Source organism: Peribacillus kribbensis DSM 17871, assembly GCF_000430765.1.
In the GTDB taxonomy this organism is placed as follows: domain Bacteria; phylum Bacillota; class Bacilli; order Bacillales; family DSM-1321; genus Paraperibacillus; species Paraperibacillus kribbensis.
The window spans coordinates 226,298-247,419 of the sequence record NZ_KE387242.1; the positions used below are offsets into that span (position 1 = coordinate 226,298).

At 42.7% G+C, this 21,122-nt stretch carries 24 protein-coding genes and 1 pseudogene; 16 read left to right on the forward strand and 9 right to left on the reverse strand.

The genetic code is table 11. The features are described 5' to 3' along the window. Positions 1–49: 49 nt before the first annotated feature. The gene (locus H539_RS0123145) at positions 50–292 is read right to left on the reverse strand and encodes a hypothetical protein (protein WP_026695500.1); all 243 of its coding nucleotides are present in this window, start codon (positions 290–292) and stop codon (positions 50–52) included. A 143-nt stretch (positions 293–435) separates the two neighbouring features. Then, on the reverse strand, positions 436–1,329 hold the full coding sequence (locus H539_RS0123150) for an AraC family transcriptional regulator (RefSeq protein WP_026695501.1): 894 nt from the start codon (positions 1,327–1,329) through the stop codon (positions 436–438). 191 nt (positions 1,330–1,520) lie between these two features. Here H539_RS0123150 and H539_RS0123155 point away from each other — a divergent pair, with 191 nt between their 5' ends. From H539_RS0123155 to H539_RS0123185, 6 genes are all read left to right on the forward strand, one after another. Further along, positions 1,521–2,390, forward strand: coding sequence for a DMT family transporter (locus H539_RS0123155; RefSeq protein ID WP_081416020.1), 870 nt, complete (start codon positions 1,521–1,523; stop codon positions 2,388–2,390). Between the two features lie 265 nt (positions 2,391–2,655). Then, positions 2,656–3,063 (forward strand): type VII toxin-antitoxin system MntA family adenylyltransferase antitoxin, encoded by a 408-nt coding sequence (gene mntA, locus H539_RS0123160; RefSeq protein ID WP_026695503.1) that lies wholly within the window; start codon positions 2,656–2,658, stop codon positions 3,061–3,063. Next, complete coding sequence (gene hepT / locus H539_RS0123165; RefSeq protein WP_026695504.1) at positions 3,053–3,457, forward strand: type VII toxin-antitoxin system HepT family RNase toxin; 405 nt, start codon at positions 3,053–3,055, stop codon at positions 3,455–3,457. Before mntA ends, hepT begins: the two co-directional genes overlap by 11 nt. Before the next feature lie 131 nt (positions 3,458–3,588). Beyond that, positions 3,589–4,071 carry an immunoglobulin-like domain-containing protein gene (locus H539_RS0123175; RefSeq protein ID WP_026695505.1) on the forward strand — a complete coding sequence of 161 codons (483 nt, stop codon included), beginning with the start codon at positions 3,589–3,591 and terminating at the stop codon, positions 4,069–4,071. Between the two features lie 398 nt (positions 4,072–4,469). Further along, on the forward strand, positions 4,470–4,676 hold the full coding sequence (locus H539_RS0123180; RefSeq protein ID WP_026695506.1) for a hypothetical protein: 207 nt from the start codon (positions 4,470–4,472) through the stop codon (positions 4,674–4,676). A gap of 59 nt (positions 4,677–4,735) precedes the next feature. Then, the gene (locus H539_RS0123185) at positions 4,736–4,936 is read left to right on the forward strand and encodes a hypothetical protein (RefSeq protein ID WP_026695507.1); all 201 of its coding nucleotides are present in this window, start codon (positions 4,736–4,738) and stop codon (positions 4,934–4,936) included. A gap of 134 nt (positions 4,937–5,070) precedes the next feature. Here H539_RS0123185 and H539_RS0123190 read toward each other — a convergent pair whose 3' ends face one another. Both H539_RS0123190 and H539_RS0123200 read right to left on the reverse strand, forming a co-directional pair. Further along, positions 5,071–5,685, reverse strand: coding sequence for a hypothetical protein (locus tag H539_RS0123190; RefSeq protein ID WP_051348759.1), 615 nt, complete (start codon positions 5,683–5,685; stop codon positions 5,071–5,073). A gap of 455 nt (positions 5,686–6,140) precedes the next feature. Continuing rightward, the gene (locus H539_RS0123200) at positions 6,141–6,458 is read right to left on the reverse strand and encodes a putative quinol monooxygenase (protein ID WP_026695509.1); all 318 of its coding nucleotides are present in this window, start codon (positions 6,456–6,458) and stop codon (positions 6,141–6,143) included. Positions 6,459–6,847: 389 nt separating this feature from the next. Between H539_RS0123200 and dhaK the strand changes: the two genes are divergently transcribed. The 4 genes from dhaK to H539_RS0123220 all read left to right on the forward strand — a co-directional run bounded on the left by dhaK (position 6,848) and on the right by H539_RS0123220 (position 9,453). Further along, complete coding sequence (gene dhaK / locus H539_RS0123205) at positions 6,848–7,843, forward strand: dihydroxyacetone kinase subunit DhaK (RefSeq protein WP_026695510.1); 996 nt, start codon at positions 6,848–6,850, stop codon at positions 7,841–7,843. 28 nt (positions 7,844–7,871) lie between these two features. Beyond that, positions 7,872–8,504 (forward strand): dihydroxyacetone kinase subunit DhaL, encoded by a 633-nt coding sequence (dhaL, locus tag H539_RS0123210; protein ID WP_425414757.1) that lies wholly within the window; start codon positions 7,872–7,874, stop codon positions 8,502–8,504. Then, on the forward strand, positions 8,501–8,893 hold the full coding sequence (gene dhaM / locus H539_RS0123215; protein ID WP_026695512.1) for a dihydroxyacetone kinase phosphoryl donor subunit DhaM: 393 nt from the start codon (positions 8,501–8,503) through the stop codon (positions 8,891–8,893). Before dhaL ends, dhaM begins: the two co-directional genes overlap by 4 nt. A gap of 119 nt (positions 8,894–9,012) precedes the next feature. After that, the gene (locus H539_RS0123220; RefSeq protein ID WP_026695513.1) at positions 9,013–9,453 is read left to right on the forward strand and encodes an HIT family protein; all 441 of its coding nucleotides are present in this window, start codon (positions 9,013–9,015) and stop codon (positions 9,451–9,453) included. A gap of 155 nt (positions 9,454–9,608) precedes the next feature. On the opposite strand, the gene H539_RS29510 is transcribed toward H539_RS0123220, so the two are convergent. Continuing rightward, positions 9,609–10,991, reverse strand: a complete 1,383-nt coding sequence (locus H539_RS29510; RefSeq protein ID WP_342664038.1) for an MFS transporter — start codon at positions 10,989–10,991, stop codon at positions 9,609–9,611. Positions 10,992–11,272: 281 nt separating this feature from the next. Here H539_RS29510 and H539_RS29515 point away from each other — a divergent pair, with 281 nt between their 5' ends. The 4 genes and pseudogenes from H539_RS29515 to H539_RS0123260 all read left to right on the forward strand — a co-directional run bounded on the left by H539_RS29515 (position 11,273) and on the right by H539_RS0123260 (position 14,382). Beyond that, the gene (locus tag H539_RS29515) at positions 11,273–11,683 is read left to right on the forward strand and encodes a type 1 glutamine amidotransferase family protein (protein WP_051348760.1); all 411 of its coding nucleotides are present in this window, start codon (positions 11,273–11,275) and stop codon (positions 11,681–11,683) included. Positions 11,684–11,737: 54 nt separating this feature from the next. After that, on the forward strand, positions 11,738–12,832 hold the full coding sequence (locus H539_RS0123235) for a Gfo/Idh/MocA family protein (RefSeq protein ID WP_342664033.1): 1,095 nt from the start codon (positions 11,738–11,740) through the stop codon (positions 12,830–12,832). A gap of 231 nt (positions 12,833–13,063) precedes the next feature. Beyond that, positions 13,064–13,474: pseudogene (locus H539_RS29520) on the forward strand (mannonate dehydratase); the annotation flags it as partial. Positions 13,475–13,935: 461 nt separating this feature from the next. Further along, entirely contained in the window at positions 13,936–14,382 is a 447-nt protein-coding gene (locus H539_RS0123260) for a mannitol dehydrogenase family protein (protein WP_026695517.1), read from the forward strand. 73 nt (positions 14,383–14,455) lie between these two features. Here H539_RS0123260 and H539_RS0123265 read toward each other — a convergent pair whose 3' ends face one another. The 3 genes from H539_RS0123265 to H539_RS33180 form a co-directional block, all read right to left on the reverse strand. Beyond that, entirely contained in the window at positions 14,456–15,973 is a 1,518-nt protein-coding gene (locus H539_RS0123265; RefSeq protein WP_026695518.1) for a glycine betaine uptake BCCT transporter, read from the reverse strand. 47 nt (positions 15,974–16,020) lie between these two features. After that, positions 16,021–16,683, reverse strand: coding sequence for a hypothetical protein (locus tag H539_RS0123270; protein WP_026695519.1), 663 nt, complete (start codon positions 16,681–16,683; stop codon positions 16,021–16,023). Between the two features lie 857 nt (positions 16,684–17,540). Beyond that, positions 17,541–17,672 (reverse strand): hypothetical protein, encoded by a 132-nt coding sequence (locus tag H539_RS33180; protein ID WP_281171464.1) that lies wholly within the window; start codon positions 17,670–17,672, stop codon positions 17,541–17,543. 285 nt (positions 17,673–17,957) lie between these two features. Between H539_RS33180 and H539_RS0123285 the strand changes: the two genes are divergently transcribed. Continuing rightward, entirely contained in the window at positions 17,958–18,926 is a 969-nt protein-coding gene (locus tag H539_RS0123285; protein WP_026695521.1) for a carbohydrate kinase family protein, read from the forward strand. Positions 18,927–19,079: 153 nt separating this feature from the next. Here the strand turns inward: H539_RS0123285 and H539_RS0123290 are convergent, their stop codons facing one another. Continuing rightward, positions 19,080–19,751: a hypothetical protein gene (locus H539_RS0123290; protein WP_162144778.1), complete on the reverse strand. Its 672-nt coding sequence runs from the start codon at positions 19,749–19,751 to the stop codon at positions 19,080–19,082. A gap of 244 nt (positions 19,752–19,995) precedes the next feature. On the opposite strand from H539_RS0123290, the gene H539_RS0123295 reads away from it, so the two are divergent. Further along, on the forward strand, positions 19,996–21,054 hold the full coding sequence (locus tag H539_RS0123295) for a M42 family metallopeptidase (RefSeq protein ID WP_026695523.1): 1,059 nt from the start codon (positions 19,996–19,998) through the stop codon (positions 21,052–21,054). The last annotated feature ends 68 nt before the right edge of the window (positions 21,055–21,122 follow it).

Below are 21,122 nucleotides of genomic sequence, written 5' to 3' on the forward strand. Positions count from 1 at the left end.
CAAGATCCTCATGGGTCTTGTTTTTTTATAAATAAAAAAAAGCAGTTGGTTAGGACTGCTTGTGATCTTGCTTGGAGAAGACTAAGTACAAACCGATGATCGAAACAATTGCCAGGAGTATGTAGACTTTAGTAGTAAGATTGTCATTCCAGCCAAAGGATACACCTGTACCTAACTTTTTAGAGACAGATGCTAAGGTGAATATGGAGACAGAAATCGTATTTAGATAGTAAGCGATAATCCCGAATAAAAATGTCTGTGAAATAATCAGTAGTCCAATAGCCCTTTTCACATTTTCACCAATCTTCCTTAAATCATAACACATATAGCAATAAATGAATCTAGATATTCAGAGAATATCTATTCTTGTTTCAACAGGTTCCAAATCTTCAATAGTGATTAAAAATAAAAAACCCGAGGGGGAATTTAGTTCCTCTAACTCATCTGGTCCCTCTGCGTCTTTTTATAGGATAACGGAGTGACTCCCATTATCTTTCGAAATGTATCAATAAAATAGCTTGTGCTGTTAAACCCTGCTTGATAGGCGGCATCTGTAATGCTTAATTCTGCTTGCTGCAGGAGGGTCAGGCTTTTTTGAATTCTATATTCGATCACATAATTCATGGGAGTCTGGTTTATCATTTTTTTGAAATACCGGCAGCACTCTGAGGTGCTCAGCTGGCCCTCTTTCGCAATATCCTTTAACAGGATCTTCTCATCGAAATGCAGGTGGATCCACTGCAGCATTTGCTTCATACGCTGATTCTTCAGCATTTCCGTATGTTCGAACTCAAGCGGAAATCCATTGATGAGGATATGCTGCCAAATGGATGTAAGCTTGTGTGTGATGCTGATTTCATAAAATGGGAGCTGTTGATTCATCAATTGATGAATGTCTGTTACGGTATCCAGGATGGTTTTCCCCCATGGTGTCTTTGTGTTTACGTGAACGTATGATAAATTCGTTGCCTGGATATATGGTTTTACATAGGTAGTATAAAGCTCTTGCGGCAATACAAAATCAGGAGAAACATTTAAGCAGATGTATACACATCCGGAAAGGCTGCTTTCTTCCGCCATATGGAGGCGGCCGCTATTAATAAAAATCCCCTCATTTTCCCCAACCAGCACTTTTTCCTCATTAATTTGAAAGAGTGCTTCTCCTTTTATGACCCGGACCCATTGGAGTTCATCATGCCAATGAAGCGGGATGTATCCATGAATATTTTCACTGATCCTGGTTTCATAGCAGGCAACGGGAAGCACGACGGTCCGGTGCGGTGTTAATTCCCGTAAACTCTGGTCGACCTCAAAATCCTTTATTTGCATGAGAACACCTCAAGATATTTATATTTTTTTATGAAATACTGATATAAATTCAAGGATTCATCCCTTATGATAATTTAATATAACACAATCCTTATATAGTAGAAGAGTGGAAAATTACAAACAGAAAAGTGGGGAAAGAGTTGAATGCTGAACAAGTAATCCAATTATCTTCAAGAAAAAAAGGGATTTCCATGGTACTTCTCGGTGCTTCATTTTGGGGAGTGTCGGGCACGGCCGCCCAATATCTCTTTCAAAAGCAGGGATTCAGTCCGGAATGGCTGACGGTGATGCGTTTGTTAATCTCTGGTGTTCTCTTATTAGGAATTGCTTATAAAAAGGAGAAAAACCTCCTATGGGGGATTTGGAAAAATAAAACCGACCGGATAAGCATTTTGCTTTTCGGGATTTTGGGAATGCTGGCGGTTCAGTACACCTATTTTGCCGCCATTAAGGAGGGGAATGCGGCCACCGCCACGGTTCTCCAATATCTTGCACCTGCCCTGATTACTTGCTATGCAGCAATTCGTGCAAGAAGTCTTCCTTCCAAAACGGTAGCTGTGAGCGTGATATTCGCCATTTTAGGCACTTTTCTACTTGTGACAGGAGGCCAGATTCATACACTCTCAATCTCCGGATGGGCCGTGTTTTGGGGAATCACCTCCGCTTTTGCATTGGCGTTTTACACCCTGCAGCCAAAGAAGCTCCTCTTGAAATGGGGCTCTGCCCTGGTTGTTGGATGGGGGATGCTGATTGGGGGGATATTTTTTAGCTTGATTCATCCGCCCTGGAGATTCTCGGGACAATGGTCGCTGTCTTCATTGGCCGCAGTAGCGTTTGTGATTCTTTTTGGTACGATCCTTGCCTTTTATTTTTACCTGGAAAGCACAAAATATATTTCGGCTACTGAAGTCAGTTTATTGGCGTCCGCTGAACCGCTGTCTGCCACCTTTATTTCGATAGTCTGGCTTCAGGTTCCGTTTGGCTTGGCAGAATGGATCGGCACTCTATGTATCGTCGGTACGATTACCATTTTATCCATCGTAAAAGCTGAGAAGAAATAATACCATATCCAGCAAGACGATAGGGGAAAAGGGACATTTACCCATATCCTATATTCGATTTTCTGGCTATTTTTAGGATCATCCAAAGAATTCCGCCAGTGAGCAGAGATGCCCGCCATGCAAAGTGGAAAGAGGGTCCAAGCTTAGGGATGAAAATATTTGCGGCAATGACCAATCCTGTCGAGAATACTCTAACAGGCCAGCCCTCAACGAGTGTGAGAATAATTTGTTATAATAAAGTATTATGAAGCTTGGAGTGATATCTATGGATGAGCAGCTGATGCAGCAAATCAAAGATTTTTTAATAAATAAATTGGATCCTTCCTTTATTATGGTCTTTGGTTCTTTTGCGAAAGACACAACGCACAAAAATAGCGACATTGATATTGCATTTTATAAACCGGCTCTTTCCTTACCTACATACGAGATTTTTTTGATTGCCCAAGAACTGGCCGATATAATAAAGCTTGATGTGGATTTAATTGATCTCCAAACTTCCACTACAGTTTTCCGGGCTCAAGTTTATTCTACAGGTATAGTCGTTTATTCAAAGGATGATCCATTACTCAGACTTGAACAAATGCGGGCTCTTAGTATGTATGCAAGGTTTAATGAAGAACGTAAAAGCATAATCCAAAAAGTGGATGAAAGCGGGTCTATCTATGAGAAATGATGTAATTTTAAATAAAATTAGTGTCATTGAACGATGTAAAAACCGAGTTTTAGAGGTATACGGCAATAATCCGGATAATCTGAATGATTATACAAAACAAGATTCCATCATACTCAACATTCAACGATCTAGTGAAGCTTGTATTGACTTAGCTATGCATATCGTGGCTGAAAAACGTCTTGGATTGCCCCAATCCAGCCGAGAAACATTTGATTTGTTAGAGTATGAATCCATCATAGACAATAAAATCGCTTCCAGGATGAAAGCTATGGTTGGCTTCCGGAATATTGCTGTTCATGATTACCAAACGATTAATATAAATATTTTACAACAGATTATCACGAATCACTTAGATGATTTCAGCCTTTTTACTCAGCAAATACTAAAATACTAATAGGGGGAAAATTGTGGGGAGAAAAAAAGGTTTAAGCAGTTTTGAAATGTACCATTTCCTATCGATATCAGAGAAGTTTGTTAAGCTGCATAAGATTGTGGATGAGAAGAAATCTGTTTAAAGGGAGATCTATGATTAAAAAGCTCGGATTAGTGCTAATATGTGTTCTGATGTTATTCCTATTAGCAGCCTGTTCTTCTGAGGAAAGAGCTGCTTGGACCAAGAAAGACTCTGGATATCAAGATTTACCGAGCAGTATTGGAATGTTGCCAGCAGAGCAGCATTCACCCGTAAAGGCAAAAATTTATACAGATAAAGCATCCTACGATCCAAAAGGAAAGGTAATAGTAAATCTTAAGAACATAGGATCAGCTCCGTTATTTTTTGGAGCTGACTATCCCATTGAAAAATACGAAAATGGAAGTTGGGAAACTTTAGTTTTTGAAGATATTCAGCCCGTTTCAATAGGCAGGGTACTTCCCCCGGAAGATACACATCAAACAGAAATCTCCCTTCCTTCCTTGCCAAAAGGAACCTATCGGATTGTTAAGACTATGAATGCAGGAGGCGCTAGTTATTCAATTACGCTTGGGGCCGAATTTAAAGTGACTTAAAATTATTTAGTCTTTTTAACATAAACCCATCCACTCAAGCATCCTAAAAAGGACCCAGCAGCTCCGCATCTTAGTAGTTTGATGATATATTCTCCTGCAGACATATATTCGGTTGTATATCAGGAAGAATCAATGGTAACAATCTTATATTTTATGAAAAGGATCCCTAAGCCAAGGCCGAATACAGGCCATAGACAGCCCCTTCAATCATGTTTTTTTTCATGTGGATCTCCTTTGAATGAACTTGATTTGGAATATATTACCTAAATAATTCCAAAATCCTTCTTTTATTAGCAGCCAGGCAAAATGTTTTTATAGGCCAAGCAATTATGCAGAGAATCTTCAGGAAGGAAAACCCTTCTATCTTGCCGAATTACATGGGCAAAGGGGAGATGATCATGGCAAAACAAATCATGAGGAAATTCACTGTGAACTTTCATTTCGATCAAGATCAGGTAAAGACTTTTGAAATGGAGGGGAGGTCACCTGAATTGCTGCTGAACTCCATTATTACCCAAAGACCTTGGTTTTTCTTTTCCAATGCGGAAGTGGAGGAGGCCATAAATATGACCAGGGTTACCCGGATCTCAATCAACCGGGAGTGAACCATTCATCACTTCAAAATGATATAATGAATCATCATAAGAAATCGGCAGGTTATACAATGAAGTTATATACATTAAGAAGAACATTCCAAGGATATAAAAAAGGAACACAGTTCTACTTGGTTGCGGAATCGGAATTTATAGGTGTAAAAGAATTTGTTTTACGGACAAAAGATTTGACGAGCAGTCTGACACTGAATGAAAAGGAACTGCTTAAGAATTTTATTTTTATAAATAACTCTTTTAATGAAAATATGTAAACTCATTAGTATAGATTAAGGCGTTTGATTTCCTCTCCAGGATGTTCGCTTTACGCGCTGTGGGGTCTCACCTGTTCCGCCTATCCTGCTAAATAGATCATCCTATTAATAAGTCCTCTTGTGCTTCCCCAAGGTTATTCGTTTCCTCCGTTAATCAATTGTCCCTTTGCGTTATACACCGATATCTTCAGCGGCAGTTTAATTTTCTCTTTTGGAAGAGCGGCATACCAAACCGACAGGGGAGCTGTGCCGGTTCCGCTGCCCTTGCCGGCCAGATCATCGCGTACATAAAATCTATTGGGCTGTATATTGCCTTCGCTATTGATGATGATGGTTTTGGCCTCGTCTCTGGAGAATCCGTAAAGAAGTGAATAGCCCTTTTGGATCGTATTTTCCACGCGCCATGTTATCGGTCCCGTTCCACTTTTTTCCTCTCTAAATTCCTGGAAGTTCAATGCTGGAAGGATCTTTTTTACCTTTGTAAATTGGTTGTTGGTAAGCATCGGAACAATTCCCGAACTATTCTCGGCAAAGGCCAGGCGTGAGTCCGCATCATATACAAAAACTCTTTTACAGTGACCATTACTGGCAGCTAGTTTACGGCAGATTCCTTCTTCCAAGGATGTTTGCGGCAAAGCGGCCGTTGATGGACTGCCGGCAAGATTTGGATGGTCAGGACTAATGACCAGGAAATAAATGGCCGCAATGATCACCAGACAGAGAGAGCCAATCCACACTTTTTTAATCATCTTCTGCCTCCCACTTGTAAGGGTTTTGATATCCCTATTATAAAGTACCTGCAGCATGATTACAGAAGGAAATAAAAAATCGGTAAGGAATTCACAGGTGACTTCATTCCCTTAACAGAATATATTCAAAACCTGAAAAAGCAGGATGCAACAACTTTCCCGGGGAAGGTTTTTCACCGTAATTAACAGGAAAACAATGGGGAATAGGGATTTAATTATGAAGCATGAAATGAAGGAGGATGAATATGCTTCAAACATTAGATGGTTCCTTATTTTTATTTGAAAAAGTATGTATGGGTTTATATATCAGACTAGTAACTTGTCTAAAACATCCTCCAGGGGACATGAAAAATGGGGGTATATTGAGACAGATATTATGATGGAAAAGAAGTTATAAATAATTGAAAAAAAGCACCAAATGGGTGCTTTTTCAACCCTATAATTATATCGCTGAATTAAAAACTTGATGATATGCCCTTACCGCCCCTTGTTGTAAGTGTGGTGATTCTTTCTATACCGGTTATCATAGGCTTTGCATGACGAATCAGGGTCTGTGCCGATTCATGTGACAGAGAGGCGCGATGGGCAGCTTCATTTCTCCATACCTCATAGACATAAACAGAATCGGGTTCTCCATCAGCAGTATTTACAAGATACAATTCACACTCATCCATATTCTTCATGCCTTCTGCGGCACTTAGAAGAATTTCTACTAAAGAATCCTGCTTGCCTTCCTGTACCGTAAACTTGTTAAACAAACTAAATGAATTCATTTTTCCCTCCAATTTTTTGTCATTCATAACTGGTTCTGCATAAAGGCTATTTTTTCCTATCATTCCTGGCATAAACCTTTATGAATATAATAGGTTTTTTATAATAATGTTATGTAAACACTTAGGGGTGGATCGAAATGATCACTTCCTTAGAATCTTTAGCGAAAAACTGGGGATGAAATAAGTATTAGAAGAAGAAATTTGGCTCCAGCCCTAATGATAAGAAATACGATTCTTTACTAAATATGATAGAGACAATCGAAACACGTAAACGAAGAAAAAGGGTTTTTGAATTCTTATGTCGAATGAACTAGATGGAATAACAGAAAACATGATGACTTCTATGACTTATGCAAGATCTAAACCATGATAAATAGGAGGAATGGAAAATGAAAAAAATCGTGAATGATCCAAATGAAGTGGTCCAGGAGATGATCCTGGGGATGGTTGCGGCGCATGGTGACCGTCTTAAGCAGGTTCCCGATTCTACAGTTTTGGCAAGGGTCCAGTCCCCAGTCAAAGGGAAGGTGGGTTTAGTCAGCGGCGGTGGCAGCGGGCATGAGCCTTCTCATGCAGGGTATGTGGGCAAGGGAATGCTGGATGCGGCGGTCTGCGGATCGGTCTTCACGTCACCGACACCCGATCAGGTTTTAGAGGGAATCAAGGCCGCCGATAGCGGCTCTGGTGTTCTTTTAATTATCAAAAATTATACTGGGGATGTCATGAACTTCGAAATGGCTGCTGAATTGGCCGAGATAGAAGGGGTGACAGTCGATAAAGTAGTAGTGAATGATGATGTCGCTGTGGAGGACAGCACCTTTACCACAGGACGACGCGGCATTGCAGGAACCGTTTTTGTACATAAGATTGCTGGGGCAAAAGCCGAGTCGGGAGCTTCCCTGTCAGAAGTTAAAGCAGCGGCGGAAAAGGCGATTTCTAATGTCCGTTCCATGGGCATGGCCTTGACTTCCTGCACGATCCCGGCTGCAGGGAAGCCTGGATTTGAAATCGGCGAAAATGAGATGGAAGTCGGAATGGGAATCCATGGGGAGCCCGGGATTGCCCGTACGGAAATCCAGTCCGCGGATGAAATTGCTTCAGTGCTTGTAGAAAAAATCCTTGATGATGGCGTCCATACTTCTGGAGATGAAGTGGCCGTCATGATTAACGGATTGGGCTCAACGCCTTTAATGGAACTTTATATCCTAAATTTGAAGGTAAACGGGCTTTTGAAAGAAAAGGGTCTTAGCATCTATAAAACGTTCGTAGGAGAATATATGACCGCGATTGATATGGCAGGCTGTTCAGTCTCGGTTTTGAAGCTTGATGAAGAGCTCAAAGAATTGCTGGATTCCCCTTCTGACACTTTAGGTTTCCGTATTTAAGACAGCTTCTAACAGGGAAAGGATGAGAATGATGGGATTAACAAACGAGCACTTGGCTAAATGGCTGGAGAAAACAAATGCCAAGATCCAGGAAAATAAAACCTTCCTGACCAATTTGGACCAGGCAATCGGGGATGGGGACCATGGAATTAACATGTCCCGGGGCTTTGATGAGGCCGTGAAAAAGATCTCATCCACTGAATATAAAACTTCCTCCGACTTATTGAAGGACTGGGCCATGACACTCTTGTCGAAGGTGGGAGGTGCCTCTGGGCCGCTATATGGAACGGCACTGCTGAAATTTTCCATGTCTATGAAGGATAAAGAGGAAGTGGACTATTCTTCACTTACTGCCGGTATAGAGGAAGGATTAAATGGGCTTATTCAGAGAGGCCAGGCACAGGAAGGCCATAAAACCATGGTTGATGTGTGGTCCCCTGTTGTGACATTCCTTAAGGAACAGCCTGCCTTCAATCCTGAAGGATTCAAAGAAATAGCCAAAGAGGCTATGGAAAAAACAAAGGATATGAAAGCCATCAAGGGGCGGGCTGCTTATCTGAAGGAACGCTCCATCGGCCACCTGGATCCTGGCTCAGTTTCAAGCTATTATCTCTTCAGCTCCCTGGCCGAAGTGATCGAGGAAGAAGGCGTTGGTTTATGAGCCGGGTGGGGATTGTCTTCATTTCTCATAGTGAGAAAATAGCCATGGGATTAAAGGAGCTAGTGACACAGGTTATCAAGGATGTCCCGATCGAAGCTGCAGGCGGGACTGAGGATGGCGGAATTGGGACAAGCCTGGAGAAAATTCAGCAGGCAATCGAGAAGGTGTACTCCGACAAAGGTGTCATAGTTTTATATGATTTAGGAAGTTCGGTCATGAACGCTGAACTAGCTATAGAAGTAACTGGCCTGGAGCATGTGAAAATAGCGGATGCCCCTTTAGTCGAAGGCGGTTATGTGGCGGCTGTGGAATCGGGCATGGGCAAGCCGCTTGACGAAGTGCTGCTGGCGGTTGAGGAAGTAAGGATGAAGCTGAAGCGGAATGAATAAATAAAGGAAAATGGCCGGCTTAGCCGGCTATTATCCGTTTTGGGGGAAAGAATTTTCTTTGCAGTAAATAGAAAAATAAAGTCTTCTAGCATGAAAGGTGATTGGGTATGAGGGTGAACATGGAATGTATTGGATGCGGTTTGGCAAACCATACCCTTCCTGTAGATATGGTATATGAAAATGATTTAATTTGTGTTGTTTTAGATCATCATCCCTACAATGAAGGGCATGTGATGATTCTGCCTAAGGTTCATGTGGAAGAGGTGGATGAGCTAGATGAAGAAACCGCAAACGCGGTTATCAAAGCAGCCGGATTAATGGCAAAAGCGATAAAAGCCCTTTATAAACCCGATGGAATAACCATTTGTCAAAATGGGGGGATCTTCAGCGATCTATCTCACTTCCATATGCATGTGGTCCCGAGATATAAACATCAATCGTTTGCGGATTTTTATAGTGATGCTCCGATCGATAACGAGAACGCCAGGAATGCTTTAGCAGAAACAAAAATGAAGTTCCTCGCTGCGATAAAAGAAATAGTTAGTTCTTCCGGATTATGAATTGCCTTCTATCTTTATTCTGCTTCTGTTATCTGTATATGGCTGTATGGCTCTGTACATAAAAATGAGAGGGAGGAAGAAATAAAAACAAAGATTGCACCATAAAGAAATCCCCTGCTCGCATAAAGCAGGGGATTTCGTTTTAAATAGTAAATCTATTTACTCTCCTGAAGTTTCTTCCTGAATCGAGCCCCGGGCATACGGACTGTCAGCAGCAGAACCAGGACTCCAATCACGACACTGACCAGCGCCATTGTATGAAGGTGGGCAGTTGTGACATGCTTGCCGAACAGGATGCCAAGCAGGCTGGAAGACAAGATGGTCCCGATATATCTTGATGTCATGAACAGTCCCGATGCTGCCCCTGTTTCAGCCGGCGGTACAAATGCATAAAGGGCGGTCTGCAGGCCCAGATTGTTAAAGCCATTGCTGAGTCCGAGGACGGATAAGGCAAAGACGAGCCATAAAATAGGGGAATTCCCCTGTACCGTTGTCAATAATAAGGAGCCTGCGATGATGGAGAAAGCTCCCGCAAGCAGGGGAGGCTTTGACCCGCTTCGGTCAATCCATCGGCCGGTGAGCGGTGACACAATCATTCCGAAGCCTGCGACAGAAAGCATGACGAGTCCTGTGGTTTTGGAATCATAATGCCTGAAATCCTGCAGATAAAGCGGAATCCCGAAGAAGATCGAGTAAAAGACAATATTCACCAGGATGAACTGGACATACACCAGACTCATATTCACATTCTTCTTTAAAGCAATGACATTCACAAATGGCTCGCTTCTTCTTTTTTCCGCCATATAAAAAATGATGGTCAGAATGACACTCAGAATCAGCTTCCAAATGCTGAAGCTGTTTTCAAGGCCTAACAGGAACAGAAGCCAGGAGATGATCATGAATGAAAACAGAATGATCCCCGCATAATCAATGCTCGCTTTTTTGCCTGAAGGCTTGGATTTTGGCAGTATTTTTATGGCCAGGATTAAGCCTGCAATGATGATTGGAAAGTTGATTACAAAAATCGCCGGCCAATCTCCGAAATGCACAAGAAATCCTCCTATGGACGGTCCGAAAGCCGCCGAGACGGAGGAGAAGATCGATAAGACTCCAAGTGCCTGTGCCTGGTTCTCGGTTATGGAGGAGCGGATCATGCCCATTCCTGATGGAAATAGGGCAGAGCTTCCGACTGCCTGGATGATCCTGATGCCGACCAGCCAGCCAAAGGAAGGAGAAAAAGGGGCAGCAACAGCGGAAACCGCGATCATAAGCAGGCCGATGATGTACATCCGCTTCGCCCCGAACGCATCCGCAAGCTTGCCCATCACAGGCTGCCCAATGCCGCTGGCTAAATAATAAGTAGAAATCAGCCATGAAGCGTCTGTAAAAGAAAGTGAAAAGTCCTCCTGGATCCTCGATAACGCAACCGCGATCATGGATGAGTTCAAGGGGTTCAATAAAACCCCCAATGCAACCGTCAAAATAAGTAAGAAATTCTTTTTATGTAGAGCAGCCAACCCATTCACCTCAATGAACACTATTTCGTAAAGCAAAATAATGTTAATTATATCGTAAAAAAGTTCATTGGAAAAATATAAGAATAAAAAGGTAAATAAAAATGATCTTAAAAGAATTTGCCTGGCAAGGATGAAAAATCCCTCTAGAATATGGAAGCGTTTTACAACAGCGCAAGCTGGATACATGAAAGATTTTAAAGGGGCAAATGTTCAGTGAAAGAAGTAAGTTGTTTTATTTAAAGAAGACAGGGTAAATCCTAATGAAAAGGAAGTTTTCACCTGGATGACAAGCGAGGTATCGGATGATATCTCTGCATATGTCGAAAACGGCGGAAGCTGGGCAGCCTGGCAATACCGGCCTTGCCTCCTTCCCGATCGACGGGAGCTATACCAAGATCCTTAGGGGCTATTTTCTCTCTCATCCTGAAAAACATCAAAATGTTTGGTATAGAAGCTGTGGTGAAAATGGTATTCTCTCTGACGCTATCGATTTTGAGATTCTGGATGAACATTATTTTGTCAGTGTCGATGAAGCCGATACAAACGTATTTCTTCGTTCCGAGTCAGTAGATGGTGAATCTATCGCAGGCTCGCATCATCGTCAGGGAAAAGGCAAAGTCATCTGCGTGACACCGGCACACAATCAGGAGGGCCTGCAGGATCCGCTCTTTCTAAAGCTGCTGGGATCTTGTGTAAACTGGGGAGTGGAATAAGGATAAAAGGGGAGATATCTCTCCTTTTTTTGTAACATAGAGGGGGGGGGCAAGATGATGGAAGGAAACCAGAAGGTACGGATCGGGCTGATTGGGACAGGCAATATCGGCCGGATCCATATCGAAAATTTTCAAAAATACCCGGAGGATTGTGAAATCGTCGCGGTCACCAATACCACCCTGTCAAAAGCGGAGGCCTGCGCGGATGATTACAGCATACCGTTTATAGAACGAAGCGCGGATGATCTGATCGCAAGAAGCGATCTGGATGCGGTCATCATCGCGGTTCCCAATCAGTTTCATACACCCCTGGCCATCCAGGCACTGAAGGCAGGAAAGCATGTTCTCCTTGAAAAGCCGATGGCGTTGAATAAGGAAGACGCAAGGGAAATCCTCTCCGTTCAGGACACGACCGATAAGATCGTTATGATGGCCCAGCAGATGCGGTTCGAATGGGCTGCAGGCCATGTCAGGGAGCAGGTGGAAAAGGGAGAACTCGGCCGGATTTACATGGCCAAAACCGGCTGGTGCAGACGTAAAGGCATCCCTGGCTGGGGAACATGGTTCACGGAACGTGAAAAATCCGGCGGCGGGCCGCTGATTGACATCGGCGTCCATATGCTCGACCTGGCGCTGTTTATCATGGGAAATCCGAAACCTGTATCCGTCTTCGGCAGCACGTATTCTGAATTCGGGCCCAAACAAAAGGGAATCGGCACCTGGGGATCACCCGACTGGGACGGCATCTATGATGTAGAAGACATCGCCACGGCCATGATCAAAATGGAGGATGGAGCCACCCTGCTTCTTGAAGCCAGCTGGGCCGCCCACATGGACTGCGACGAAGAGCCGCACCTGTCCCTGTATGGCTCTGAAGGCGGAGTCGTCCTGAAGGGAGTCGACGAACGCTTTGTCGGAGGCAAATTCCTCACAGAACAATTTGACCGTGTAGTAGATCTCGAGTTTGAGGAACCGAAAGAATTTGAGGGAGGCCGCACACTCCTCGCCAGACACTTTCTTGACTGCATCAAGGAAGGCAGGACACCCATAGCTTCCGCAATCGATGGATACAAGAGCCAGGTGGTCCTGGATGCGATTTATGAGTCGGCGAGAAGCGGGAATGAAGTAAAGCTGGATATGGGAATATGAGCAGCTTTTGGGGGCTGCTCTTTTCATTTGCAAAAGGCTTTGTTTTAACGAAATGGTCTTTCACTTTTTTGAAAAATATCCGTGAGGCATCCTCACTGCACGAATTTCATTTATGAATCATATCAGACCCTCACAGAAAAGAATCTATAAAATTCGCTCCGCGTAAAATTTTTTGGCTACAACAAAAGAATCGCCAAGTATGAAGAGTTTATATTCTGATGGTGGAAAAATAAACCGGATATTCAGCGCATACTAGATGCTGTTGACAGCCCCTCCAATGGCCTTACCTTCTGCTCGGGATCTCTTGGAGGCCATCCAGCCAATGATCTAGTGGATATCGTGAAGTCCTTCTCCGATCGGATTCCATTCGCCCATATCCGGAATGTAAAGCGTTTTGAAGATGGCAGTTTCATAGATTCCTCCCACCTTACAGAGGATGGATCAGTCCCAATCACAGCCATCGTCCAGGCATTCTACGAATGCGGATTTAAAGGCTATGCCCGTCCGGATCATGGGCGCCATATCTGGGACGAATTATGCCGGCCGGGGTATGGCTTGTATGACCGGGCTTTAGGGGCGATGTATTTACTGGGAGCCTGGGATACGAATGTACTGTTAGAAGGGAACCTGCAGGAGTCCTAACCTCTGGGTGCTGGTTTATAAAAGAATGAAAGACCTCTCCTTAAGCAGTCTAGACCAAAACTCCATGAAGAATCCGAAGAAGTGGTTCAGAGAGGGGTTCTCAAGCCAAAAACTTCATGAAGAATCCCAAGAAGTGGGTTTTATTGTTTGGCCGTACTCTTTTCGGGTGGAGGCACCTATACACCAGGGTAATTAAAGGGAAAAATTCCCCTTAATTCGTAATTCTATGTAAAAAGAGCTAAAATAAAGGGAGAAATTACCTTTATTTCCTTAAAAAACATGAAAATAAGTGTTTTTTCATTGCTTAACGGTAAAAACTCCCCTTATATTCACCCGAAACAATCTCCATTTAAGATTTAACGGGAATTTTTACCCTTATTTTCCACTGATGGGACCTGCTGGATGCCAGGGCTTTGTTTTAAAATGAAGCTGGACGAAAAACAATAAAGAAGGTACATGATGTGCGCTTCCCTAACCCTAATATTCCGGATATCCGAGAGCGGATAGCGGCAGACACAGCACAGAAGCTGCCGATCCGTTTCGGGGAAACCATTCAGCTGTACCAAGCAAAAAAGGATTTGAGTGCTTCGGATCTCATGTTCACCCCCTTAACCGCTGCGGCCTGGTGCCGTTATCTCATGGGCTTGAATGATGAAGGGGAAAAGATGGAATGGAGCCCGGATCCGCTTTTGGAAGATTTGCAGAAGGATATGGAACTCATTGAATTTGGGAAACTTGAATCTGCACAAGGACGTCTGGAGAATATCCTTTCAAATACAGGTATACTTGGTGTCAATTTGTATGAGGCAGGTTTAGGGGAAAAAACGGAACTATTTTTTTCACGTTTCATTGAAGGGCCTGGGGCAGTTCGGAAAACCCTTTCAAAGGAGTTAATGAATGAATCATAAGATGCAGAAATAAGTAAAATCCAGCAGGACAAGGAGACTGCTGGATTTTACGTTTGCAAGGTTTAATTGCGGATCAATGCGGAACCGTTCTCTTGCTTCCTCGCTGCACATCCACTTCTTCTTTCAGCCCGCGGAGTAAAGAATAGCACATGACGACCATGATAAGGGCAAAGGGGAGAGCGGCGGCAATCGAAGCCGTCTGCAGGACGTCCAATCCTCCAGCCAAAAGCAATACCGCCGCCAAAGCAGATTGGATGATGCCCCATGTCATTTTGATTTGGCTGGACGGATTAAGAGTCCCGCCCTCACTCAGCATACCGAGTACAAAGGTGGCCGTATCCGCAACGGTAATATAGTAAATGGCCACAACTGCAAAACCCAGAACACTTAATAAGGTGCTTAAAGGAAGATGATCAAAGAAAATAAAAATCGAGAGGTTTATATTTTTTACCATGGAATCTGCAAGCTCGTGATGGTTATGCACAAGCTCAAGCGCTGAACCGCCAAAAACGGACATCCACAGACAAGTGCCAAGGGTTGGGACGATCAATACCCCGACGACAAATTCCCTGATCGTTCTTCCTTTTGATACCCGGGCGATGAACATGCCGACGAACGGTGCCCAGGCAATCCACCAAGCCCAATAAAACAGAGTCCAGGAGGCAATCCATTTTCCTTCCCCAAACGGCTCGAGCCGCAGACTCATATGTATAAAATCACTCAGATAAAGTCCTGTTGTATTAAAAAAAACTTTGATCACGGTCAGGGCCGGCCCTACTATCAGAATCAAAAGCATGATAGCGAGTGATAAGAAAATGGCTGCATTGGAGAGATGTTTGATTCCTTTTTCTAATCCTGTATTGATCGAAACGATAAATAGGACGGTCGCAACCACAATGACAATCAGCTGGATAAAAGTTGTATTAGGAATCCCGAATATATCATGCATTCCCGCTGTAACCTGCATCGCACCAAGCCCAAGGGAGGTGGCGATTCCAAAGACCGTTGCAAATATGGAGAGGATATCAATGGTTTTGCCAATCGGGCCGTAAATTCTATCTCCTAAAATGGGATGGAATGCTGAGCTGATTGCCGCGGGCAGCCTTTTATTATATTGAAAAAATGCGAGGGCCAGTCCAATGACCGTATAGATCGCCCACGGATCGAGGCCCCAGTGAAAGAAGGTATATTTCATGGCCGTATTGGCTGCATCCAATGTATATGCCTTTCCATAGGGAGGATCCGTAAAATGTGTGACAGGCTCAGCGACACTCCAGTAGACAATCCCGATGCCCATGCCTGCACCAAAGAGCATCGAGAGCCAGGAGCCGGTAGAAAAATCTGGTATGTCATTCTTTCTTCCGAGTCGGATATGGCCATACTTAGACAACAATAAATAAATGGAAAACGCCACGAAAAACAGAGTAGCCCCAAGATAGACCCAGCCCAGGTAATCAATGGAGTCTTGATATATGGCATTTGTCACCTTGGTTAGATTCTTGGTGAAAAAAACTCCCCACAAAATAAAAATAAGTGTAAGCAATAAGGAGATAATAAAAACACTATTTTCTTTTAACTTAGTACGATTCATAGCAGCCTCCTGGGAAGTACGATGTTTGGATAAGTTTAGAAGTCAGGTCAGGTGTCAAAAGGGGTATACTGGAACTCCCATAGGTCTGCATCGGTAAGTTCTTCCAGTGAAAGCTCAATCCCGCCGCCAAGGTATAAGGTTTCACCCTTTATTCCCACAATCATGGCTTCGACTCTCACATCACTGTTCCTCTTTTTATAGACATCCCCCAGTTTGAGTGGGATCTCTGCTTGCGCGACTTGGCCATTCATATTTTCAAAGTCTTCGTCATTCATGTTGGACTTATCTTTATAATCGACCGGGGTGCTTCCGGGGATACGGCCAGGTACCATTAATAGATACTCATTATGTTTGATTCCATTCGAATCACTTGTAATGATGCCTTTCTGATCCACTGTTTCAACCACTTCAACATCATTTAACGAATAGTGGTCAAGAGTATCAGGCGCCGGATTATTGATCAATATTAAGTCTCCGGGTTCAGGTTTCCGGTCATTCGTTAACGTATATACCTTATGGTCAAAAATAAAACTGTCAAGCTCCTTTGGAATGTATCTTTCCACACTTGCCGCATTGGTGATATGCTGTGATAAATCTCTCAGCTTCATCAAGTGAACAGAAAGTTTGTACATATGTTTGACTCCATATACTCTGTGCAGCTCATTGTTAAAATATACAAATTGCCCTTTTCTGACTTGATATAATTTCAAGGCTCTTTCTCCCTTTCTGGATTATTCCTTATAAAACATGCCCGCTATTAGTTGTAGGATGTCTATTTTAGGAAAAAACATGAGCGGAAAACTACGAACTATATTGATTCGCTTATTTTTAGCAAAAAAAAAGACCCCGTCAATAAGGATCTTTGCCTAATACACCATATTAAATTCTGTTTCAATCCGTGAAAGGGTGGAATCAACACTTCCCATCGTGAAAACAGCAAGGGTTCTCAAGTTTGTGACTTCAAAATTAAAGTCTTTATAACATATATTCAACATTGGAAATGTATTTGTTTTATCGTTCGATGTTAAGGAGATCTCACAAGCAGAATACTGCTTTAGCGTGTTTAACATGATTCTGGTATGGTCTATCGACATATACTCAGTCTCCTTCCATTATAGGGGAGGTGACTAAAGAAAGTCTTGTAGCCCCGATATAATCAAATTTTTATATTATAATAATTATATCATGAGTTCAAGCAGAAAGGTGCCTTTTTTTTGAAAATAGGAAAAATTACATAGTCGGTATCCATCAGACTGTGCCAAAAAATAGGAGCAGCAGCAAACAAAGTATTTTATATACTTTAATTGAGTTCAATAACTGTCCATAAGATTCTGGCATACTATATAATCTAGTTTTAATGTCCTATATTGGATGTGAGTTTTCTTTGAAAGAGGTATGTATGAATATTGAACGAAGGTGGAAAATCCTCGGGTAACTACTCAGGTGCTGGACAAGGACATGCTGCTGGAAGCTATTTGAGTTGCACCTGCGATGCATCCTTTAAAAAGCTCCATACATCCAAAGTCAGCCATTCATCGTCATTAGCCAGGGGTGGCTTTATTATTGGTTAATTAAAGATAAAGTATAAAATAATGGCTGAAATGATAATTAATCCTCCAATTGTAGGGCTTCCGAAAAATGTCCTGGTCCTGCCTTCGTCTCTATCCACATCGATTCCTTTGTCTTTTTCCTTTTTCATTGCAATTCTCCCCGCTTTCTATCTGATATTTCAGCTGTATATCAAGGAAGACTTTATATAAAAATACACAAAATTCCATCTTTTTACCATTATATCTAAATTCTGCACATAAATCATAGCTTCTTTTTAAATTTTTTATCATTCATTGACCATTCAGCTTAAAAGTTCCTTTTGCCTGCCAGATTCAAACCTGCAAACCTATGCTAGAATAAGGTTGAAGAAATAAAAGGAGGAGCTTCGGTTCCTGCTTTCTTGATTTTTGAAAGAAAAGAAGAGGTGTATGGATTGGGAGCTTTATACTCGATAGGTGAATTATTAATTGATTTTATTCCGTTAGAAAAGGGAAAGGCGTTGAAGGATGTCACATCCTTTGAGAGAAGTCCTGGCGGTGCACCGGCCAATGTGGCGGCGGCCGTCGCTAAATTCGGCGGGAAGTCGTCTATGATCACAAAGCTAGGGGAGGATGCCTTCGGGGACTTTCTGCTCGAGAAGCTGGAGGATGCCGGAGTGAAGGTGGACAAGATTAAACGAACACGAGAAGCAAATACAGGGCTGGCCTTTGTATCCTTAAAAGATGATGGCGAACGGGATTTTTCCTTTTACCGAAACCCTTCATCCGATCTTCTGCTGACAGAGGAGGAAATTGATGAGGCTTGGTTTACAAACGGAGATATCCTGCATTTCTGTTCGGTAGATTTGGTTGAAAGTCCAATGAAACTTGCACATCGAAAAGCCATCAAAGCGATTACGGAAAATGGCGGTCTTGTCAGCTTTGATCCGAATATCCGTCTCCCTCTGTGGGAAGATCCGGAGGAATGCAAAAAAACGGTCAGGGAATTTCTGCCGTTAGCCCATATCGTTAAAGTTTCAGACGAAGAGCTCGAATTTATTACGGGTATACAGGACGTGGAAGAAGCCATTCAATCCCTTTTCGCTGGAAATGTCCAGGTGGTCATCTTTACAAAGGGTGGAAGCGGGGCAGATCTCTACATAGAAAAGAAGAAGTATGAGTCACGAGGATTTAAAGTGGACGTGCAGGATACTACAGGAGCCGGAGACGCCTTTATCGGCGCATTCCTATATCAGCTGCTGCAAAGGAATGCGGATGTTACAAGCCTTCAAAATGTAATCGAAAGCAGCCACACCTCCATTCTGGCTTTCGCCAATGCAAGCGGCGCGCTGACCACTACTGGAAAAGGGGCTATTTCTTCCCTTCCTTCTATTGAAGACATTCAAAGGCTTATTCGAGAGTAATGTTAAACTGATACTCGAAATGAAGCAAATATAAAGGATACCTTCTCAAGGATGTTTGAGACCATTGTAACGATTGATAAGCAAAAATAAATAGGGAACAGGCAGCATATTCAGGTATACTGCCTGTTCGTATTCCTATGTTTTAGTAATTCATTACTGATAATAATCTGGAAGGAAGATACTCTTTGTCGTTTCAACGTCTGTGCTGAAACTATGGGGAAGATTATTTCCTATAACCTGTAAGCTGAGTCCTTTTCTCGGTTTTGTATGATCGATTTTATGAATGGTTTTATTTTCTAGAAGAAAATACTCTCCCTCTAATCCGATCCTTTCGATCCAGCCGGTAGAAACGATTAATTCGTAGTTGAATTTGTTAGTATTAAAAAAGCCTTGCTGCTTCAAAACATGGAGGCTTTTAAAAAAACTCTCAGCACGCATCATTTTATCGTATTGTTTCCATTCCCTTACTGAATTCTTGCTAATATTCACTCGGTTTTCTTCCTTTGTATCACAGGAAAAACAGTTACTATAATGGTAGACTGTGATTTTGCCTGTATCTTTTTTATCTGCTAAATCGAATTTAACAGAATAAATTTTATTATTCTTATCAAGGATTAATTGGAAATTTTGTATTCTTACGTTTTCCTGAGAGAGATTTAATTCTTTTCTAAAATGCCTCCAGCTTTCTGTACTGTTTACGGAATTAAAATCATTCTCTTTAAATAAAAGAACCTCTTTTACATGGTTAGAGTTTACAAAATATATGACTGAAAGAAACAAAGCAAAAAATGCCAACACAATAAGCGGCCACTTCTTTATGTTCAACAACTCCTTCTCATCCTCCTATTTATTTTACCGTACAATTAGAAAACATAGATCTGTTACTTATTAAAATTTGAAAAAATAAAAATTCTTTTAAATGATGTATGATTGTTCTTACCTCGATGGGTAAACGGGGTATTATAGTGATTTTACTCATTGAAAACCTAAAGATGAGCGGATAAAAAACACCATATATTCGAATATTCTTTTCCATCTTCAGCATCCTAACATCAGGAAGGTGATATAGATGGATTTACTAAGAGAATTAACGGAAACCAATGCTGCGCCGGGTTTTGAAAAGCCGATACGGAAGATTATGGAACGGGAGCTTAAGCAGACGGGTGCCAATCTTGTGTATGATCATCTGGGCAGCGTTTTTGGGGAGAAGCAGGGCTCGGGTGACGGCCCTAAGATTCTGCTTGCCGGACATATGGATGAAGTGGCTTTTATGGTCAGCGAGATTACGAAGAACGGATATTTACGGTTTGTGAGCCTTGGCGGCTGGTGGGATCAGGTCCTGCTTTCACAGCGAGTCAAGGTGCTGGCTGGACAAAAAGAATATACAGGCGTAGTTGGCTCGAAACCGCCGCATATTCTTCAGCCGGAAGAGCGGAAGAAAGTGTATCCGATGCGGGAAATGTTCATTGACGTCGGTGCGAAAGATGAGGAGCAGGTCCGGGAATGGGGAATCAAGGTGGGGGATCCGATCATGCCGATCTGCCCATTTGAGCTGCTTCCGGATGGTGATACGATTTTGGCAAAAGCTCTTGATAACCGGGTGGGATGCTATATAGCTCTGGAGGTGATGAAGGAGATCAAAGGGACGACTCATTCTTCCACCGTCTACTCAGGAGCCACCGTCCAGGAAGAAGTAGGGCTGCGCGGAGCCGCCACAGCGCCTTATGTTATGGAGCCGGAGCTTGCGGTAGCCATGGATGTGGGCATTGCCCAGGACGGCCCCGGTGATAATACGAATAAACCGAAGCTTGGGAAAGGTGCTTTGATTACCTTTCTTGATTCCTCCATGGTTCCGCATACAGGTCTGCGTAATTTTATGATTGATGTGGCAGAAAAAAATCAGATACCCTACCAGGTAGACGTCATGCTCGGCGGCGGGACGGATGCAGGCCGTTTTCATTTGTTCAAAAGGGGAGTTCCGTCCATCGTGGTTGGAGTTCCTGCTCGATATATTCACAGCCATGTTTCCATGGTGAGTAAAAAGGATCTGGATCATGCGGTCAAATTATTGGCAGCTTTTATTAAGGCCATGGACAGGCAGGCGTATAATCAGATTCTGGATATTTGAAAAATAGGGGTCTGATTCCCCAATACCATAAAAATGGAAGTACAGAAGGGCTGAATGTCAGCCCTTTT

Bases quoted from the DNA above. Each gene is read 5' to 3' on its own strand.
- H539_RS0123150 (WP_026695501.1), bottom strand. From the start codon at position 1,329: ATGCAAATAAAGGATTTTGAGGTCGACCAGAGTTTACGGGAATTAACA.
- H539_RS0123155 (WP_081416020.1), top strand. From the start codon at position 1,521: ATGGTACTTCTCGGTGCTTCATTTTGGGGAGTGTCGGGCACGGCCGCC.
- mntA (WP_026695503.1), top strand. From the start codon at position 2,656: ATGGATGAGCAGCTGATGCAGCAAATCAAAGATTTTTTAATAAATAAA.
- hepT (WP_026695504.1), top strand. From the start codon at position 3,053: ATGAGAAATGATGTAATTTTAAATAAAATTAGTGTCATTGAACGATGT.
- H539_RS0123175 (WP_026695505.1), top strand. From the start codon at position 3,589: ATGATTAAAAAGCTCGGATTAGTGCTAATATGTGTTCTGATGTTATTC.
- H539_RS0123180 (WP_026695506.1), top strand. From the start codon at position 4,470: ATGGCAAAACAAATCATGAGGAAATTCACTGTGAACTTTCATTTCGAT.
- H539_RS0123185 (WP_026695507.1), top strand. From the start codon at position 4,736: ATGAAGTTATATACATTAAGAAGAACATTCCAAGGATATAAAAAAGGA.
- H539_RS0123190 (WP_051348759.1), bottom strand. From the start codon at position 5,685: ATGATTAAAAAAGTGTGGATTGGCTCTCTCTGTCTGGTGATCATTGCG.
- H539_RS0123200 (WP_026695509.1), bottom strand. From the start codon at position 6,458: ATGAATTCATTTAGTTTGTTTAACAAGTTTACGGTACAGGAAGGCAAG.
- dhaK (WP_026695510.1), top strand. From the start codon at position 6,848: ATGAAAAAAATCGTGAATGATCCAAATGAAGTGGTCCAGGAGATGATC.
- dhaL (WP_425414757.1), top strand. From the start codon at position 7,872: ATGATGGGATTAACAAACGAGCACTTGGCTAAATGGCTGGAGAAAACA.
- dhaM (WP_026695512.1), top strand. From the start codon at position 8,501: ATGAGCCGGGTGGGGATTGTCTTCATTTCTCATAGTGAGAAAATAGCC.
- H539_RS0123220 (WP_026695513.1), top strand. From the start codon at position 9,013: ATGGAATGTATTGGATGCGGTTTGGCAAACCATACCCTTCCTGTAGAT.
- H539_RS29515 (WP_051348760.1), top strand. From the start codon at position 11,273: ATGATATCTCTGCATATGTCGAAAACGGCGGAAGCTGGGCAGCCTGGC.
- H539_RS0123235 (WP_342664033.1), top strand. From the start codon at position 11,738: ATGATGGAAGGAAACCAGAAGGTACGGATCGGGCTGATTGGGACAGGC.
- H539_RS0123265 (WP_026695518.1), bottom strand. From the start codon at position 15,973: ATGAATCGTACTAAGTTAAAAGAAAATAGTGTTTTTATTATCTCCTTA.
- H539_RS33180 (WP_281171464.1), bottom strand. From the start codon at position 17,672: ATGAAAAAGGAAAAAGACAAAGGAATCGATGTGGATAGAGACGAAGGC.
- H539_RS0123295 (WP_026695523.1), top strand. From the start codon at position 19,996: ATGGATTTACTAAGAGAATTAACGGAAACCAATGCTGCGCCGGGTTTT.